The organism is Williamsia sp. DF01-3, from assembly GCF_023051145.1.
GTDB lineage: Bacteria > Actinomycetota > Actinomycetes > Mycobacteriales > Mycobacteriaceae > Williamsia.
The window spans coordinates 1061192-1076743 of record NZ_JALKFS010000005.1 but is presented as its reverse complement, the minus strand read 5'-3'; the positions used below and the strand labels follow the sequence as shown (position 1 = coordinate 1076743).

Below are 15552 nucleotides of genomic sequence, written 5' to 3'. Positions count from 1 at the left end.
CGGAAGTCGATCCCAGCGCAACTCTTCGACGTCGTGTTCAGTGAGACGCCGCCGTTTAATCCACTGGCGCTCACCGCAGTACTCACATGTCAACGCATCGCTGCGTACCCGCGACTCGATAGCGTCGAGGGCTTCAATGAGGTGTTCGTACGGCGTCGGGATAGTGGAGGCGCGCCAGGAATCGCTCATGCCGCTTCACCCCGCAGGCGTTCAATCCGCTCGTAGATCTTGCGAGTCTCGCCGCCCTCACGGATCATCAACGCCCAAGCGTCCGCTTCGGAGAAGTCGACGGCGGCCTGGGCGATAGCGGCACCTGCAGCGGCCAGTCTGTTGCGAAAGACCAGGCTGAGCAATTGAGCGGCCGTCTCGAACAATCTCTCCGCGTATGCTCTCACCGAGACAACCGCGAGCATACGATCCCGTACGAGTTCACCCTTGCGGCCGGCGAACTCGCCGTCCTGCAACAGCTTTGCCCATACCTGCGTGTGATCGGGAGTGACCCCCCGCCGGGCCAACCCGACCGCCACCCGGTAGATGGTGGCGGTCGGGTCATCCAGCAGGGCAATGTCATCCGGCCGGACGGTCGCACATACCGCGGAGACGTCAAGCGCGTTCGAGGACAACAGTGCGGCCAGAAAGTAGGCACACTGTTGCCGCTCGAAATCCACTGTCTCGTCCACGGTGTCAGTCACAGGCCGACCTCCGCAGCCATGGTGCCGACGTTCTGCGAGAGCCGAGCGGACAAACGGGCCGACGGGCCGGCGCGGCGCCACAACTCCTCTCGAACGGGCATGACTGCCAACGGAAGTCCGCCATCCGCCTCGACGCCATCCATCATCTGCAAAAGCAGGTCGGGGTTGTCGGGCACGCGGTAGTACAGAACGGTGGGTGTCATGACGGTTCGTCCTTCTGCTGCCGGGCAGCGTCGGCCTCGTGGGCGGCGATGGCCTGAAGCAGGCCCTCTGCGAACTGCCGCGCCTGATTCACGTCGAGCAGCGAGTCGTGCTCAACGCCGTCGACGCGCACCGCGATCTCAACTTCCCGGTGCTGGGTGCCATCACTTTCCAAGCAGCGGTGGGCGTTGACGATGGCCGCCGTTCCGTACTCGCCTGCAATGTCACGGATTCTGAGAACGTATTCGGCGTCCGGTTCCTGCTGGGCGGGGAACTGCTCTCCGGCATGGCCCGACTTATGCAGAGCGATAGTGCTATTCAACGAAAGATCGATCACCCGGTTGGAAGCAAGGAGATGTGACTCCAAGTAGAGGTCCGTGTCCACCGGCTTGCCGGGTTCGACTGTCTCGATTACTGAAGCGGACAGCTTGACGCCGTCGCGGAGCTCCACGTCCGGGCCGTCGAAGCTGCGGGCGGCGTAGCCATTGCCGGCCAAATTGGTGTCTTCGGTGTCCGGTTCGTACTCGGTATCAATCCAGACATTGGACAGGTCGGTGACGATGTCTTTGGCTGGTGCTAGATTGGACATGTTGGTTCGATCTCCTTCATGGGGATTGGATTCGAGGCCCTCGACAGATCCGCCAAGATCGCTGTCGGGGGCTTCTTTGTTGCTCGTTGTTTGGCGCATCACGCGGCCGCCGGGCCATCGCCACTGAGAAGGCGAATTAAGTCGGCGGTCACCACTCGATAAGAAGCACCGAGTTTGATTACCTTCGCGGGGAAAGTGCCAGCGCGACCCATCTGATACGTGTGCGACTTTGATGCACCAACAGCCTTGCCCGCAGTGGGCCACAGCGAGACAGTTGGCCCCGCTTTCTCAAGTTCTTCTAACCAGGTCGGGCGCCTGGTTGTCGGCACCGTCTGCGCGGGCGCTGGGCTTGGCATGATGACTCCCTGTTCGTAGATTTACGATTGCAAGCTGTTTCTCTCGCTGTCTTACAGATTACGACCGTGCGTCGATTTACGCAATAGGTCGTCCCGATGCGTATCTGTGCGAGCGATACGCGACAGTCCTGCTAGTCTTCGCAGAATGACGAGCGAAAAGACCTGGGGGCGCGACCAGACGCAGCAGGCAGCAGATGCAATAAGGCACTTACGCGGTGACAACACAGTCCAGTGGCTCGCCGACCGAACGTCTGAACTCGGGTTCCCTATCAGCCGCTCCCGCATTTCCGACATCGAGCGCGGCAATCGGGGAGCGCTTCTCAGCGTCGCCGAACTAGTCATCCTCGCGAAGGCGCTTGCTGTGCCGCCGCTACTTCTGCTCTACCCCGGGGTGCCCGGCGAGGTAGTCGAGGTGATCCCCGAGGTAAGGACGCTGGCTATTGCTGCTGCACAATGGTTTTCCGGTGAGCAGCCGTTCCAACACTACGGTCCAGATCCAGACGGGAAAATGAACCTGACTTACTGGGGTGACGACCTGAGGGCCCAGTACGAGGGCGGGGTCAACCTTCGGCTTGCCCGCGAGGAACAGACAATCCGCTCCAATATCCAGCGTCTAGAACAAGCACGCCGCGAGTGGGCGATGAAGAAAGCCGCCGACGTAGAAGAGCTGCGACGCAGCCCTGGCATAGAGCAACGAGCTTGGACTTACGAAGAATCTCAGCTCGCCGCCGAGACTGCACTGGCCAACCGAGAAATCATGACACTAGACCGCGAGCTGGACGGGCAGATGGAACGGCTATACGAGAACCTCGTGCGCCAGAAGGAGCTGGGGATGAAACCTTCCGCCGACGACATCGACGACCCCGTAACGCGCCAGAGATTTCTAACCGCCATCGAGCGTGGGCGGGCCAAGATCCAGGAGTTGGTCGACGGCCTGGAACGCCACCGAGACCCCGGCGAGTCGAATCAATGAGCGGGCGCGTCTACCGGCGTTGCGCGTGTCGGAATCCTGGAACCGGCAAGCAGTATGGCAAAGCGTGTCCAAAGCTGGGTGTCGATGACAAACACGGCGTATGGGGCTTCGCCGTCTATGTACCGTCGGCCCAGGGTGAGAGGAAGCTGTTGCGGCGCAGCGGATTTCAGACCAAACGTGCGGCCGCGGCGGAACTAAAGAAGGTTAACGAGCGCGCCACCAATAGCGTGAAGAACGACGATCGGGAGACTGTCGAGCAGTACCTGACATCATGGCTCGCCCAGAAGAAGCGGACCCTCAAGCCACTCACCCACTACAGCTACAGCGAGTACGTCAACAAACGCATCATTCCCTCTCTGGGCAATCACCGGCTCCAGCAACTTCGGCACGAAGACCTGGTCCAGTTCGTCACCGACCTCGAAGAGGAAGGCCGCGGCGTACCGACAATCAAACGCATCCTGGCGGTTCTACGATCCGCCCTCGGCGATGCCGAACGCACCAAACGCTTGTCCCATAACCCCGCCGAACATGTCCACCCCGGCCGGGTCGAGCGCACGGAGATTCAGCCATGGACAGCTCAACAGGCCGTCGCTTTTCTTGACCACGTCACCGGGGCGCCGCCATGGCAGGTTGACCCGCTCGCGAACCTCTTCGAGACAATCATTGGAACCGGCCTCCGGCGCGGAGAGGCACTCGCACTCCAGTGGTCGGACATCAACGTGGAGACCCGCACGATGTACGTCCACCGCGCCGTCTCCGATGTCGGCGGGAAACTCATCGTTGGCACCACAAAAACGAGTGGCAGCACAGCCGGCGTTGGCCTGTCGTTACGAGTTGTGAGGGCACTAGAACGCCAACGCCAGCAGCAACAGCAAGACCGAGCGAAGTGGGGAGAGGGGTACGACGACCAAGACCTCGTGTTTGCTCGCGAGGATGGCGCCATGCTCCGGCCTGAACGCGTCCTGAAACGTTTCCGCACGCTCTCCACCGAGGCGGGCCTACCAACCTGCCGCCTGCACGACCTCAGACACCTTGCAGCGACTCTCATGCTCACCAACGGCGTACCCCTAGCCCTGGTCTCCAAGACACTTCGGCACTCGCAGGTATCAATTACCGCCGATCTCTACGGGCACCTCACACCGGAGGCCGCACACGCCGCAGCAGACGCCCTCGGGGCCGCCCTCGACGTGGCCGCCGCAGAGGCACAATCCGAGCGTTCGGCGCGGAATAAGACCACTTCGAGACCACATCAACCGGTCTGACGTTGAACCAAAAATCCCCCTCACCTGTCGTTCCAGGTGAAGGGGACTTTCCTTCGGAGCCGCCTGCGAGAATCGAACTCGCGACCTTTTCATTACGAGTGAAGCGCTCTACCGACTGAGCTAAGGCGGCGTGCTGCCAAGGCAGCGCAGACGAGTCTATCGACCGGAGCCGACAGCAACCAAACCGGCTCGGTCAGTGAGCTGGTCGATGCGGCAAAAGGCCCAGCTCCACGGCTTTGTCTATGAGATACCGCGTAGTCGCGATCCGGTCCGCCACATCGTCTCCGGGCGTGACGACGTCGAACCCGTTGCGGATCAACGCCGACCCGACGAACCCGGCCCACACATCTGCGGCCGCCGTCGGAAGGCCCCCGTTGGCCAGCCCCCGAACGAACTGGCCCACGGCGTCATCGATGAAGTCTTCGCCCATGGCAATCGCCGGACTGCCCCGACCGAACAGCAGTTGCCCGAGGTCATAGCCGACCGCATGCCGAGGAAATTGCGCGGTGTCGATCAGGACGATCATGCCGGCATCGCAGGGATCTTGGCGCAGGTTCTCGGGCGCCGCGTCACCGTGCACGGGCGTCTGGGGCAGAGCGTGAACAACGCCGAGCACGTCCTCGAGATGTTCGCCCACCCAGAGCAGGTCGCTGACGAGTTCCGGTGAGACGAGGTCGCCTGCGGCATCCCCCATCGGCCCAGAGAGAAGCGGTAGCAGACCGGACATCACGCGACCCCTCGCGATCATCGTCAGAGCGAAGCCGTCCTCGAACGCCTCGGACATCGCCGATCCGGCCAGAGTTCGGCGGCCGGCCAGTTCACCGAGCAAGCGCGACGTGCTTGCTATCTGCTCGGCGGTGAACGGCGCAGATGCCTCTCCGAGGTCCTCCATCCACATCGTCCGGAGCTGATCGCCGTGCCACTGCGATCCCAGGAGTCCGACCGCACGCATGCCCACCGGGCACGCCGCGGTGAGCTCGTTCAGCACCTCGGGCTCACCCGACCACGGGAACGTCGCGAGAAACATCGCCCGATCGGCGTCGGAGAGCTGGGCGAGCATCGGCCAACCGCTCGGGTGCCGCAATGCCTTGACCACGGAGGTGGCGGAACCGTTGGCCCCAGCGATGCGCACACGCCAGAGGCCACCTGTGCCCGGAGCAGCAATCTCGAAGTCGAGAGGCCGGGCCGAGTAGGTGACGGACCCCGTCACACCGAGTGCGCGAGCCACCGTGGACAACGTGCTTTCAGCAGGAACCGGCATCTCATCATGGTGAACACCGCCAGAGTAGTAAACTAGCTTGATCAACTGACTTTATACTAAAGGAACTTTACTAAATGGCGCAACGGTCTTTCCCGACTCACCTGGCGGCCCTGATGGACGATGCATTCACGCAATTCCGACGGGATCTGCTCACCCAGGTCGGCGACGTGGGACCGCTGCGACCGTCTCATCTGCGCATCCTCGATTCCGTCGATGAGCAAGGAACCCGACCCAGCACCCTTGCCGAGCGCACCGCGATCACGAGGCAGGGCATCTCCCAATTGATCGGACACCTCGAAGAGCACGGATACGTCGAGTCCGTCCGCGACCCGACTGACCGCCGAGCCACGATGATCACACCGACACCCCGTGGATTGGCCGCGGTGGAGCGCACGCGCGAAGCGATCGGCGAGGTCGAACGGGTCTGGGCCGACCGACTCGGCGCGGACCGCTACGAGGTGTTCCGCACCTGCCTCGAGGAACTCGGTGCCGCCTCGGAAGCACCCGCAAGGTGAGCGTTCGCCGCACTCAGTGGCGCAGGGCCAAGCCGATCTTGGCGACCATCGAATCGACTGCGAACTTCGGTTTGACGTTGAAACCTAACGACTCCCGGCATTCCAGAACCGCCTCGACACAGGCCAGCAGTTCCTCGCGGCGGGCGTAGCCGGCCATCGCCACGGTCTGCTCGGACATGTCGGGGTGCATCGCGGTCACCGACGACCCATACGACGCGGCCAGAGCGTCCCGGAACAGGGCCGCCAGATCCACGAGCGCACGATCGAGGAGGTCGCGCCCGGTGCGCGTCTCCCGGGATTTCTGCCGACGTTCGAGGTCCTTGAGGATTCCCGCCGAACCCCGCATGGCCCCGACCGCACCTTTTCCCGTGCCGCCGGCGCCGAGCGCCGTACGCATCTCTTCGGTTTCGGCCTCGTCGAGTCTGGCGCTGATGGCCTTGGCAGCGGCGTCGGCCGACTTCACAAGCGCCTCGGCTGCCGAGTACGCGGTCGCGTCCCTGGTGGCTGCCCGTGCGACCGCCAGCGCCTGCTTGCGCTGCTCACGGGCCTCGTCATCGGTGGCGAGCCGTCGCGCCCGGCCGACATGACCGCCACACACCGACGCCGCCCACTTGGCCATCTCCGGATCGATGCCGTCGGACTCGATGAGCACCTCGGCGATCGAGGCCACCGACGGCATGGTCAGCGCCACGTGCCGGCACCGCGACCGGAGCGTCACCGAGATGTCCTCTGGATCGATGCTGGGGGCGCACAGCAAGAACACCGTGCGAGGTGGCGGCTCCTCGACCGCCTTCAGCAGCGCGTTGGCGGCGCCTTCGGTGAGCCGGTCGGCATCCTCGATCACCACAACCTGCCAACGACCCACGCTGGGACGGCGCGCGGCGGTCTGGACGATGGCTCGCATGTCCTTCACCGGAATCGACAATCCCTCCGGGACTATCCTCCGAACATCCGAATGTGTGCCCGCCATCACAGTCGTGCACGCGTGACATCGCCCACATCCGGGCGAGTCGGTCACCTCACATTGCAGCGAGGCGGCAAAACACTGAGCCGCCACAGACCGCCCAGAACCAGGCGGACCGGTGAACAGCCACGCGTGTGTCATCGCCGAAGAGCCGGAGTCCGGGTCCCCGGCAAGCAGTGGTAACGGGTCATTTCCGTGTGCTTGAAGGTCGCGCGAGGCAGCAAGCCGAACTGCGGCAACCGCCGCCGATGTGAGTTCACCCACCACCGCGTGCTGGCCGACAAGTCGATCGAACACAGTTGTCACAGGTCAAGCCTATCGGGCGCCTCCGACTGTCGTGTTTAACTCTTGCAAGCAGCCAGCTACCGTGGTCACGTGGTGGAAAGACAGTCACGCTTACAACGGGGATGGCACCTGTTGCGCTGGCTGGTGCGCACACCGTGGCCGGTGCTGGCTCTGGACATGCTCCGGGCCAATGTCGTCGGTGCCCTGTTCACTTTCGCATTCCTCCGGTTCGGCCTCCCCCAGCAGACGTCGGTCCAGTTGTCCGAGATCAGCGGCCTGAGCCAGCTGGTGTTCGTGGTCTACCTCTTCATCGCCGGCCTGGTGAGTGCGTACGCCACCATCGCCCTGTCGCTCCCGGTTCTCGTATGGACCCGCCGACGATCCCGACTCGACAACGAGAGCGCACGCCGACGCGCCCTCCGCCTCCCGGTGCTGCTGGTGCAGGTGCATGGCGCCCTGTGGTTGCTCGGCGGCGCGATCTTCGCGCTCCTCAGCCTCTCGCAATCGGCAAAAACAGCCATCGTCGTGGCACTCGGTTCGTTCGTCGGCGCCCTCATCACCTGCGTGCTGGGCTACATGCAGTCGGAGAAGGTACTCCGACCCATCACCGTTGCCGCGATGGCCAACAACCCCGAGAGCGCCACGGCCCCAAGCGTCACCCAGCGCATCATCCTGTTCTGGATCATCAGCGTGGCTGCTCCCCTCTGCGTCATCATCGCGCTGGTGATCGGTCAGCAGATCGGCGTGATCGACACCGACGCCGCCGGTCTGCAACGCCCGGTCCTGTGGATGGCGATCGCCGCCCTCGCCTTCGGTTCGATCGGTCTCGTGCGCGTGGTGTCCGCCATCGCCGACCCCATCAAACAGCTCCGGTTCGCGCAGGCCGAGGTGCGTGAGGGAAACCTCGACACCTCCGTGCGCATCTACGACGGCAGCGACCTCGGTCTCCTGCAGGCGGGATTCAACGAGATGGTGGCCGATGTGCGTGAGCGCCAACAGCTCCGCAACCTGTTCGGCCGCTACGTCGGCGAAGACGTGGCGCGCCGTGCCATCGAGATCGGCACCGAACTCGGTGGCGAAGAACGCTACGTCGGGGTGCTGTTCGTCGACATCGTCGGATCAACCCGACTGGCCGTCAACCGACCACCCCGCGACGTCGTCAACCTGCTCAACGAGTTCTTCCGGGTGATCGTCGACGTCGTCGGCCGCCACGGGGGCTTCGTCAACAAGTTCCAGGGCGACGCCGCCCTCGCGATCTTCGGCGCCCCCTTGGATCAAGAGGACTTCGCAGGTCAGGCCCTCGCCGCGGCACGGACGTTGCGTCAGGAACTCGATGCCGCGCTCGGCGACACCGACGTCGGCATCGGGGTATCGGCGGGCAAAGCCATTGCCGGACACATCGGTTCGCAACAGCGCCTCGAGTACACCGTCATCGGCGACCCGGTCAACGAGGCTGCCCGGCTGACCGACCTGGCGAAGTTCGAGCCGAGTCGCGTACTCGGTTCCGCCCGCGCCGTGTACCTGGCGTCATCAGAGGAAGCCGAGCACTGGGACATCGGCGAAGGTGTCGAACTACGTGGACGGGGCATCGAGACACGTTTGGCGAGGCCGAAATACGAGGTCGAGGTCTAGCTCCACCAGTATCGTCCCCGTCGGCTGGGGCGGAGGGACTTATGTCCTCGGCCACCGATGACGGGGACGATCGTGGTGCTAGTCAGCCTTCTTCTTGGCAGCAGCCTTTTTCGCGGGAGCTTTCTTCGCAGCTGTCTTCTTGGCGGTGGTCTTCTTCGCCGCTGTCTTCTTGGCAGCGGTCTTCTTTGCCGGAGCCTTCTTGGACGCCTTCTTGGCCGACTTCTTCGCCGGGCCACGAGCTCGCCTGTCCGCCAGCAACTCCGACGCACGCTCGTCGGTGATCGACGCGACGTCATCGTCTTTTCGCAGGCTCGCGTTGGTCTCGCCATCGGTCACGTACGGACCGAAACGGCCGTCCTTGATCACCATCGGCTGCTCGGAGACCGGGTCCTTGCCCAGCTCACGCAGCGGAGGAGCAGCTGCTGCCCGACCGCGGCGCTTGGGCTCGGAATAGATCTTCAACGCCTCGTCCAAGGTGATGTCGAAGATCTGGTCCTCGGACGTCAACGAGCGAGAATCGGTGCCGCGCTTCAGATATGGCCCATAGCGACCGTTCTGTGCGGTGATCTCCTGGCCTTCGGCATCCTGCCCCACAACCCGTGGCAACGACAGCAACTTCAACGCGTCGTCGAGAGTGACCGAGCCGATCTCCATCGACTTGAACAGTGATCCGGTGCGCGGTTTCGGTCCGGCCTTCTTGGCCGCCTTCTTCGCGGCTTTCTTGGCAGTCGCCTTCTTGGTGGCGGTTGCGGTGCCGCCGCCGCCCGTCGGTGCGTCCAGTGGGGTCGCGCCGTCGTCGAGCGGGGTGGGCGCAGGCGGAGGAGTCAGCGCCGGGACCGAGTTCCCGTCGTCGCCTTCGTCTTCCGGATCCGGGAGGATCTCGGTCACGTACGGACCGAAACGCCCTTCCTTGGCGACGATCTCGTGACCGGTGAGCGGATCGACACCCAGGGTGCGGCCCTCTTGCGGTGTGCTGAAAAGCTTTTCGGCCAATTCGAGCGTGAGCTCGTCAGGCGTGATGTCGTCGGGCAGGTTGGCGCGCTGCGACTCCGGCTCGCCACCACCTTCAGGGGTGACCGTGCGTTCGAGATACGGACCGAATCGGCCGACCCGCACGTACACCGGGCGACCCTGGTCGTCGTCGAACAACCGGATCGAGTTGACCTCACGGGCATCGATCTCTTCGAGGTTCACGCCGACGAGCTTCTTGAGCCCGGTGCCGGCCTGTCCTTCTGCACCCTCTTGCCCGTAGTAGAAACGGGTCAGCCAGGCGGTGCGATTCTCGGCGCCTTGCGCGATCTGGTCGAGATCGTCTTCGAGGGTGGCCGTGAAGTCGTAGTCGACAAGGCGTTTGAAGTACGCCTCGAGCAGTCCCACCACCGCGAACGCGATCCAGGACGGCACGAGGGCCGACCCCTTCTTGTGTACGTACCCGCGGTCTTGGATGGTGCCGATGATCGACGCGTACGTCGACGGACGTCCGATCCCCAACTCCTCCAACGTCTTCACCAATGAAGCCTCGGTGTATCGGGCGGGCGGGTTGGTGGTGTGCCCGTCAGGACGCAGCTCGGTTGCAGTGAGTGATTGGCCTTCGACGAGATTCGGGAGGCGACTCTCGGCGTCGTCGGCGGTGCCGCCGGCCTGCTCGTCCACCGTCTCCACATAAGCCGACAAGAAGCCCGGGAAGGTGATGGTGCGACCGGACGCGGCGAAGGTACAGGTCTCACCTGTTTGCGCCTTGCCGCTGATCCGCAGACTCATCGTGGTGCCGCGCGCGTCGGCCATCTGCGACGCGACCGTGCGCTGCCAGATCAGCTCGTACAACCGGAACTCGTCGGTCTGCAGCGCCGAGGCGACCTGACCCGGCGTCCGGAAGGACTCGCCCGCCGGCCGGATGGCCTCGTGCGCCTCCTGCGCGTTCTTCACCTTGCGGGTGTACTGCCGCGGCGTCGGATGGACGAAGTTGGCCCCATAGAGATCACGGGCCTGGTTACGGGCGGCTGTGATGGCCGACTCGGACAGCGTGGTCGAGTCGGTACGCATGTAGGTGATGTAGCCGTTCTCGTACAGCCGTTGCGCCACCCGCATGGTGCGGTCGGAGGTGAACCTGAGTTTGCGGCCGGCCTCCTGCTGCAGGGTCGACGTCATGAACGGCGCGTACGGGCGGCGCGTGTAGGGCTTCTCCTCGACCGACGAGACCGTCATCGCGGCGCCTTGGAGCCCTGACGCGAGTGACACGGCGCGCGACTCGTCGAGCACTGTCACCCCGTCGGCCTTCTTCAGCGCACCGGCGGAGTCGAAGTCGCGGCCACTGGCCACGCGGTCGCCGTCGACACTGACGAGCCTCGCGCCGAAACTGCGGGGTGTCGCTTCCGCGCCGGCGTCGAGCGTGGCGGCGATGTCCCAATACGTTGCCGACCGGAACGCCATCCGCTCGCGTTCGCGCTCGACGATGATGCGGGTGGCCACCGACTGCACACGGCCCGCCGAGAGTTTCGGCATGACCTTCTTCCACAGCACCGGCGACACCTCGTAGCCGTACAGGCGGTCGAGGATGCGTCGGGTCTCCTGGGCGTCGACCAGGTCTTCGTCGAGGTCACGGGGGTTCTCTGCGGCAGCCCTGATGGCCGATTCGGTGATCTCGTGGAAGACCATCCGCTTGACCGGAACCTTGGGCTTGAGGGTCTCCAGCAGGTGCCAGGCGATGGCCTCGCCCTCCCGGTCACCGTCTGTTGCGAGATAGAGCTCATCGACGTCCTTGAGCAGCGACTTGAGCTCGGTGACGGTGGACTTCTTGTCCGGCGAGACCACGTAGAGGGGCTCGAAGTCGTGCTCGACGTCGACACCGAGTCGCGCCCAGGGCTGACCCTTGTACTTGGCGGGCACGTCCGCCGCGCCGCGTGGGAGGTCCCGGATGTGTCCGCGGGACGACTCCACCACGTAGTTGTTGCCGAGATATGAGGAGATCTTGCGGGCCTTGGTCGGAGACTCGACGATCACGAGCCGGCGCACGACACCGCCAGTCCCGCGGGCTGTTGTACCTGAATCCGCCACCGTCTTTGCCTGCACCTTTCCCTGGGCCTTCTGGCCCGTTTGTACCTTATGTATAGCGCTACTGACACACCTCTACCTGATCTGCCACCCGCGAAACCGGTCGGGGCCCGGTGTTGGGACCCCCCTCGGACAGGGTGTCGTCGCAGTTCAGCGATCGATCGACGCGCCCGTCAAATGAATGGCCAGCATGCGGCCGCCCCGGGGATGTCCGGAGCCTCACCCACTGATTCGATCAGACGCGTCAAGCGACGTTTGCCTGCGATCCGCAGGGCGGGGGCCGCGCCCCGCGTGCCCACCAGCGTCGGTGCCACCCCTGCGCGCATCACAGCGGTGGCCAAAGCCCCATGGGACTCAGGGGTGTGCGGGTCGAGTCCCAACAGGTAGCGGTCGACGTCGCGCTGCCCGGCAGCGATCACCCACAGACGCAGCGCCCGGGGGCTCGGCACCCACGTCGCAGGCATCGTCTTGATCGCGCCTTTTGTCCAAGCGCGATGGAGCGGCTCGAGTGCCCATGTGGTGGCGGTACCCACAAGCGGCGAACCCTCCGACGACACCGAGACCTCAGGAGTGAGTCCGCACCGTTCCATCTCGTCTGCCAGCGCTTGGGCCCGCCAGTCGTCGGCCACGACCACCGAGACGCGTGCGCCGCGAGATCCGATCGTGGTTTGTCCGGCCGACGCCAACAGACCGGCGAGATCGTCCACAGACGGTTCGTCGGTCTCCGCGGAGAACATGGACAGCTGACCCACGATGAAACCGTACGGTATGTGGGCCGGAAAACGGCTCACCCCCGGACACCGGAATTCAGCGACCGGGGGTGAGATCGTCGAGCACCTTAAGAATGCCCAAATCAAACGGAGGTTCCTCGCGTGGTGCGAAGGTCCTCGGGGAGCGACCTACAGCGCGCGAACGCCGGTGGCCTGTGGGCCCTTGGTGCCCTGACCGACCTCGAACTCGACCCGCTGGTTCTCCTCGAGGGTGCGGAATCCGTTCCCCTGGATCTCCGAGTAGTGGACAAACACGTCGTCCGGTCCATCGTCAGGCGCGATGAAGCCGAAGCCCTTCTCCGCGTTGAACCACTTCACAGTCCCCTGTGCCATCTTGCATTCCTTTTCTTTCACCCGGGTGCGGCGGGGAGTTACCCCGCCGGGCCGGTTCCGACCGCCATACCTACTGGCGCCGCTCGCGGGACGAACCCGCGCACCCAGCCTTCAGTACCACGCTCGCAACACGATCCCGAGAGATCGGCCAAATGCTTGAACCGCCCCCCAGAAGCTGCGACCGCGATCAGTCAATCATGTTCCGGGCGTGCACAACAGTCGAGAGTTCAATCTGATTCCAAACGTGGCCACAACCGTGATTGTCGGCAGCAATCGGTACGATTACGGCGTGGTGAACTGGCATTATGAGTAGTGATGATTTCGGCTCCGCGCTACTGGCGCGGACATTGGCCGGAATCTCCCCTGATGAATCGCCACTCACTCACAAGTCGGTAATTCCCAGCCGGACAGCATCTTTCGCCGAGTGGCCGAACTGGGTCGCCGGTCCGGTTAAGGAAGCGCTTGTGGAGGCGGGTGTTCGCAGACCGTGGTCGCACCAGGTGGCGGCCGCCGAACACGCCTGGGCCGGTCGACATGTGGTGCTTTCCACAGGCACCGCGTCCGGTAAATCGCTCGCCTATCAAGTGCCCATCTTGAGCAGGATGCTCGCCGACCCGCGGGCCACCGCCCTCTACCTCGCGCCCACCAAAGCGCTCGGTGCAGACCAGCTCCGCTCCGTCAGCTCGCTCTTGGCCGGGCGAAAGGAGTTCCTGCACCTACAGCCTTGCGCGTACGACGGAGACACCGAACCTGCGGTCCGGCAATGGGCACGCGAACATTCGAGGTGGATCTTCACCAACCCCGACATGCTGCACATCGGAATACTCGGCTCCCACGGTCGATGGCGGCATTTCCTGCGCGGTCTGCAATTCATCGTCGTCGACGAATGTCACCACTACCGCGGCGTATTCGGGTCACACACCGCCCTGGTGTTGCGGCGTCTGCTGCGATTGGCACGCGCGGTCGGTGCCGATCCGGTGGTGATCGGGGCCAGCGCCACCTCGGGAACGCCGGGTGCGGCTCTGAGCAGACTCGTCGGCGCCCCCTGCGAGGAGATCACCGACGACGGGTCGCCCCACGGTGCTCGCACCGTCGCTTTGTGGGAACCAGGCTTCGTACCCGAGATGACCGGGGAGAACGGAGCGCCGGTGCGCAAACAGGCCGGCGCCGAAGCCGCCCGCATCCTCGCCGACCTGGTACTCGAAGGCGCCCGGACACTCTGTTTTGTACGCAGCCGCCGAGGAGTGGAGCTGGCCGCACTCTCGGCCAAACGCATTCTCGACGAGGTCGACCCCGAGTTGTCGTCACGGGTGGCCGCGTACCGCGCCGGTTACCTCGCCGACGACCGCAGAGTGCTCGAGCGCGACCTCGCCGACGGTCGACTACTGGGGGTCGCGACCACCAACGCGCTGGAGCTCGGCGTCGACATCAGTGGTCTCGATGCCATTGTGGTGGCGGGTTTTCCGGGCACTGTCGCGTCGTTCTGGCAGCAGGCCGGCCGCGCCGGCCGCCGCGGTGAGGGTTCACTGGTGGTGCTCGTCGCCCGCGACGACCCCCTCGACACCTATCTGGTGAACCATCCGGAAGCGTTGCTGGACAAGCCCGTCGAGGCAACGGTCACCGACCCCACCAACCCGTATGTACTCGGTCCTCAATTGCTCTGCGCGGCAGCGGAGATGCCTCTGAAAGAGGCCGAGGTGGACGCATTCGGCGCACGGGAGCTGCTCGAGGACCTCGCCCGGCAAGGGCTCATCCGTCACCGGAAGGCCGGCTGGTACGTCGCGGCGGGCGTAGATCCTCATGGCGCCGTGGACATCCGGGGCGGCATCGGCGGGCAGGTGATGATCGTTGACGAGACCAGCGCCCAACTGCTGGGCACCGTGGACACCGGCCGGGCCATGTCCACCGTCCACCCCGGAGCCGTCCACATCCATCAGGGTGAGAGCTACGTCGTCGATGAACTCGACCTCGAGGACGGGCTGGCGCTGGTCCACCCAGAAGAACCGGACTGGACCACCAGCGCCCGCGAGACGACAGTCGTGGAGATCACCGAGGTGATGCAGGAACAGCGGCACGGACCGTTGAAGGTCTCCCTTGTCCGCGTCGACGTCACCCATCAGGTGATCGGTTACCTGCGTAAGTTGCTCACCGGTGAGGTCCTGGACTCGGTGGAGTTGGACATGCCGCCCCAGACGCTGTCGACGCGGGCGGTGATGTACACGATCGAGCCCGAGGCACTCGATGCGATCGGGATCGCCGAGGTGGACTTCCCCGGCGCGTTACACGCCGCCGAGCACGCAGCAATCGGTCTTCTCCCACTGGTGGCCACCTGCGATCGATGGGACATCGGAGGGCTCTCGACCAACCTGCACCCCGACACGGGGTTGCCCACCGTGTTCGTCTACGACGGATATCCCGGCGGCGCCGGGTTCGCCGACCGCGGACATGAGGCGTTCGAAATGTGGATCAAAGCGACCCGGGATGCGGTGTCGGACTGCGGTTGCGAGGCGGGCTGCCCCTCGTGTGTCCAATCACCGAAGTGCGGAAACGGCAATGACCCGCTCGACAAGGCGGCTGCCATTCGCGTTCTCGACCTGATCCTGCGTGAATTGCCGGACAGCTGAGGTCACGTTTCGGGGTCCCGCGTTGCCTGCGTCGCGCAGTCGCG

At 64.5% G+C, this 15552-nt stretch carries 13 protein-coding genes and 1 tRNA gene; 5 read left to right on the top strand and 9 right to left on the bottom strand.

The window, feature by feature from the left end:
• Positions 1 to 185: 185 nt before the first annotated feature.
• Genes MVA47_RS07165 through MVA47_RS07155 form a run of 3 tightly spaced genes read right to left on the bottom strand, consistent with a single transcriptional unit; the run spans position 186 to position 1482 of the window.
• Positions 186 to 692 (bottom strand): hypothetical protein, encoded by a 507-nt coding sequence (locus MVA47_RS07165; RefSeq protein WP_247207262.1) that lies wholly within the window; start codon positions 690 to 692, stop codon positions 186 to 188.
• Positions 689 to 895, bottom strand: coding sequence for a hypothetical protein (locus MVA47_RS07160; RefSeq protein WP_247207261.1), 207 nt, complete (start codon positions 893 to 895; stop codon positions 689 to 691). Before MVA47_RS07160 ends, MVA47_RS07165 begins: the two co-directional genes overlap by 4 nt.
• A complete protein-coding gene (locus tag MVA47_RS07155; RefSeq protein WP_247207260.1) occupies positions 892 to 1482 on the bottom strand; it encodes a hypothetical protein in 591 nt (196 codons plus the stop codon). The genes MVA47_RS07160 and MVA47_RS07155 overlap by 4 nt, the downstream gene beginning before the upstream one ends.
• Positions 1483 to 1983: 501 nt before the next feature.
• Between MVA47_RS07155 and MVA47_RS07150 the strand changes: the two genes are divergently transcribed.
• Positions 1984 to 2811, top strand: coding sequence for a hypothetical protein (locus MVA47_RS07150; protein WP_247207259.1), 828 nt, complete (start codon positions 1984 to 1986; stop codon positions 2809 to 2811).
• 227 nt (positions 2812 to 3038) lie between these two features.
• On the top strand, positions 3039 to 4073 hold the full coding sequence (locus MVA47_RS07145; protein ID WP_247207258.1) for a tyrosine-type recombinase/integrase: 1035 nt from the start codon (positions 3039 to 3041) through the stop codon (positions 4071 to 4073).
• A 57-nt stretch (positions 4074 to 4130) separates the two neighbouring features.
• Here the strand turns inward: MVA47_RS07145 and MVA47_RS07140 are convergent.
• Positions 4131 to 4203 (bottom strand) — tRNA-Thr (locus MVA47_RS07140).
• Positions 4204 to 4266: 63 nt separating this feature from the next.
• Positions 4267 to 5334, bottom strand: a complete 1068-nt coding sequence (locus tag MVA47_RS07135) for a hypothetical protein (protein WP_247207257.1) — start codon at positions 5332 to 5334, stop codon at positions 4267 to 4269.
• A gap of 74 nt (positions 5335 to 5408) precedes the next feature.
• On the opposite strand from MVA47_RS07135, the gene MVA47_RS07130 reads away from it, so the two are divergent.
• Positions 5409 to 5849 carry a MarR family winged helix-turn-helix transcriptional regulator gene (locus MVA47_RS07130; RefSeq protein ID WP_247207256.1) on the top strand — a complete coding sequence of 147 codons (441 nt, stop codon included), beginning with the start codon at positions 5409 to 5411 and terminating at the stop codon, positions 5847 to 5849.
• Positions 5850 to 5862: 13 nt separating this feature from the next.
• Here the strand turns inward: MVA47_RS07130 and MVA47_RS07125 are convergent, their stop codons facing one another.
• Positions 5863 to 7119 carry a DNA polymerase III subunit delta' gene (locus tag MVA47_RS07125; protein ID WP_247207255.1) on the bottom strand — a complete coding sequence of 419 codons (1257 nt, stop codon included), beginning with the start codon at positions 7117 to 7119 and terminating at the stop codon, positions 5863 to 5865.
• A 69-nt stretch (positions 7120 to 7188) separates the two neighbouring features.
• On the opposite strand from MVA47_RS07125, the gene MVA47_RS07120 reads away from it, so the two are divergent.
• Positions 7189 to 8730, top strand: a complete 1542-nt coding sequence (locus MVA47_RS07120; RefSeq protein ID WP_374474136.1) for an adenylate/guanylate cyclase domain-containing protein — start codon at positions 7189 to 7191, stop codon at positions 8728 to 8730.
• A 78-nt stretch (positions 8731 to 8808) separates the two neighbouring features.
• Here MVA47_RS07120 and topA read toward each other — a convergent pair whose 3' ends face one another.
• From topA to MVA47_RS07105, 3 genes are all read right to left on the bottom strand, one after another.
• Positions 8809 to 11784, bottom strand: coding sequence for a type I DNA topoisomerase (gene topA, locus MVA47_RS07115; protein WP_247207254.1), 2976 nt, complete (start codon positions 11782 to 11784; stop codon positions 8809 to 8811).
• A gap of 170 nt (positions 11785 to 11954) precedes the next feature.
• Positions 11955 to 12533, bottom strand: coding sequence for a hypothetical protein (locus MVA47_RS07110; protein ID WP_030169088.1), 579 nt, complete (start codon positions 12531 to 12533; stop codon positions 11955 to 11957).
• 147 nt (positions 12534 to 12680) lie between these two features.
• Entirely contained in the window at positions 12681 to 12884 is a 204-nt protein-coding gene (locus MVA47_RS07105) for a cold-shock protein (RefSeq protein WP_023956397.1), read from the bottom strand.
• Positions 12885 to 13189: 305 nt separating this feature from the next.
• On the opposite strand from MVA47_RS07105, the gene MVA47_RS07100 reads away from it, so the two are divergent.
• Complete coding sequence (locus MVA47_RS07100) at positions 13190 to 15508, top strand: DEAD/DEAH box helicase (RefSeq protein WP_247207252.1); 2319 nt, start codon at positions 13190 to 13192, stop codon at positions 15506 to 15508.
• The last annotated feature ends 44 nt before the right edge of the window (positions 15509 to 15552 follow it).

Excerpts from the sequence above, each read along its gene's own strand:
- MVA47_RS07160 (WP_247207261.1), bottom strand. The coding sequence starts at position 895 with ATGACACCCACCGTTCTGTACTACCGCGTGCCCGACAACCCCGACCTG.
- MVA47_RS07155 (WP_247207260.1), bottom strand. The coding sequence starts at position 1,482 with ATGTCCAATCTAGCACCAGCCAAAGACATCGTCACCGACCTGTCCAAT.
- MVA47_RS07150 (WP_247207259.1), top strand. The coding sequence starts at position 1,984 with ATGACGAGCGAAAAGACCTGGGGGCGCGACCAGACGCAGCAGGCAGCA.
- MVA47_RS07135 (WP_247207257.1), bottom strand. The coding sequence starts at position 5,334 with ATGCCGGTTCCTGCTGAAAGCACGTTGTCCACGGTGGCTCGCGCACTC.
- MVA47_RS07130 (WP_247207256.1), top strand. The coding sequence starts at position 5,409 with ATGGCGCAACGGTCTTTCCCGACTCACCTGGCGGCCCTGATGGACGAT.
- MVA47_RS07105 (WP_023956397.1), bottom strand. The coding sequence starts at position 12,884 with ATGGCACAGGGGACTGTGAAGTGGTTCAACGCGGAGAAGGGCTTCGGC.
- MVA47_RS07100 (WP_247207252.1), top strand. The coding sequence starts at position 13,190 with ATGAGTAGTGATGATTTCGGCTCCGCGCTACTGGCGCGGACATTGGCC.